This window comes from Neobacillus sp. MER 74, from assembly GCF_023714155.1.
The window spans coordinates 1-287 of sequence record NZ_JAMAUV010000100.1 but is presented as its reverse complement, the minus strand read 5'-3'; the positions used below and the strand labels follow the sequence as shown (position 1 = coordinate 287).

Below are 287 nucleotides of genomic sequence, written 5' to 3'. Positions count from 1 at the left end.
GTCGGTGGGGTAACCGTAAGGAGCCAGCCGCCTAAGGTGGGACAGATGATTGGGGTGAAGTCGTAACAAGGTAGCCGTATCGGAAGGTGCGGCTGGATCACCTCCTTTCTAAGGATATAAGCTGGACATGTGAGCCAGACAAAATAGTTTGTTTGCGATTTTTGTTTGTTTAGTTTTGAGAGTGCAATCTCTCTCATATTTTTGAAGTGGGGGCCTATAGCTCAGCTGGTTAGAGCGCACGCCTGATAAGCGTGAGGTCGATGGTTCGAGTCCATTTAGGCCCACCA

At 49.5% G+C, this 287-nt stretch carries 1 tRNA gene and 1 rRNA gene; both read left to right on the top strand.

What is annotated here, in order from left to right:
• Positions 1 to 108, top strand: a 16S ribosomal RNA gene (locus M3610_RS27690); the annotation flags it as partial.
• 102 nt (positions 109 to 210) lie between these two features.
• A tRNA-Ile gene (locus tag M3610_RS27685) sits at positions 211 to 287 on the top strand.